Source organism: Micromonospora tarensis (assembly GCF_016803395.1).
Classification (GTDB): Bacteria; Actinomycetota; Actinomycetes; order Mycobacteriales; family Micromonosporaceae; genus Micromonospora; species Micromonospora tarensis.
On record NZ_JAEVHL010000500.1, the window covers coordinates 1 to 1,451 of the forward strand.

The 1,451-nt window shown below is 73.7% G+C and carries 1 pseudogene; it reads right to left on the reverse strand.

The features are described from left to right. Positions 1 to 1,451, reverse strand: a pseudogene (gene murC, locus JM949_RS35915) (UDP-N-acetylmuramate--L-alanine ligase); the annotation flags it as partial.

The following is a 1,451-nucleotide window of genomic DNA, read 5'->3' on the forward strand; positions in this document are numbered from 1 at the left end:
GCCGAGCCGCCGGGCGCGGCGTGCGACCGAGCGCCGCACCGTCGCCGCCGGCCGTGGCCCCACCCGGCACCGGCTCACCGATCGCCGGGGCGGTCGCCACCGGGTCGACGGTCGCGGTCGGTGCCGAACCGGCGGTCCGTCCACCCAGCGCGGCCAACAGCTCGTCGCCCATCAGCGAGATCGGCGGGGCGCCCATGGTGACCACCACGTCCCCCGCGCGGCCCGACGGGCCACCTCGACCGGGGCCGCCTCCCACGAGTCGACGAAGACCTTGTGCTCGTCGGGCAGCGCCACCGCCGCGATCAGCGCCGCCGAGCCCTCGCCGGGCTGGCGCAACTCGCCCGGCCCGAAGACCTCCAGGAGCACCACCTCGTCGGCGATGGCCAGCGCCTCGGCGATCTCGGCCTGGGAGTCGCGGGTGCGGTACAGCCGGTAGGGCTGGAAGACGACGATCAACCGCCCGTCGCCGGCCACCTCGCGCAGCGTCTGCAAGGCCAGGGTGATGGAGGTCGGGTGGTAGGCGTACTCGTCGTAGACCAGCACACCGTCCGCGACACCCTTGCGCTCGAAGCGCCGTCGCACGCCGGGGAAGACCGCCAGCGCGGCCTCCGCCGCCGCCAGCGGCAACTCCAACAGGTACGCGGTCAGCACGGCGGACGCGCTGTTCAGCCCCATGTGCCGCCCGGGCACCGGCAGTCGGAACTCGCCAAGCGACCGGCCGTCGATCGCGGCCAGGTAGCGCACCCCCCGGGCGGAGGAGACGATCTCGGTCAACCGCAGGTCCGCGTCGGCGGCCTCGCCGTAGGTGAACACCCGCCGCCCCTCGGCCCGCAGGCTCTCGGCCAGCCGCCGACCGCCCGGGTCGTCGGCGCAGGTGATGATGAAGCCGTCCGGGTCGGTGAGGCGGGCGAACTCCACGAAGGCCGCCTCCAGCGTCGCGTAGTCGCCGTAGGTGTTGAGGTGGTCCGCCTCGACGTTCGTGATGATCGAGACGTACGGGCGGTAGATGAGGAACGAGCGGTCGCTCTCGTCCGCCTCGACCACGAAGTGCTCACCGGTGCCGTGGTGGGCGCCCGAGCCGACCTCGGAGATCTCCCCGCCGATCACGAAGGACGGGTCCACACCGGCCTGCTGGAGCACCATCGTCACCATCGAGGTGGTGGTGGTCTTGCCGTGCGTGCCGGCGACCGCGATCGCCCGGCGGCCGGTCATCGCCGCCGCGAGCGCCTCCGAGCGATGCAGCACCCGCAGGCCGCGCCGGCGCGCCTCGACCAGCTCCAGGTGGTCCTTCGGGATGGCCGAGGAGTAGACCACGGTGTCCACGCCGTCGAGGTTCGTCGCCTCGTGGCTGAGGTAGATGGTGCCACCGAGCGCCCGCAGCCCCGCCAGCGACGGCCACTCACGCAGGTCGCTGCCGGACACCCGGATGCCCCGGGTGACGCAGCAGCCGG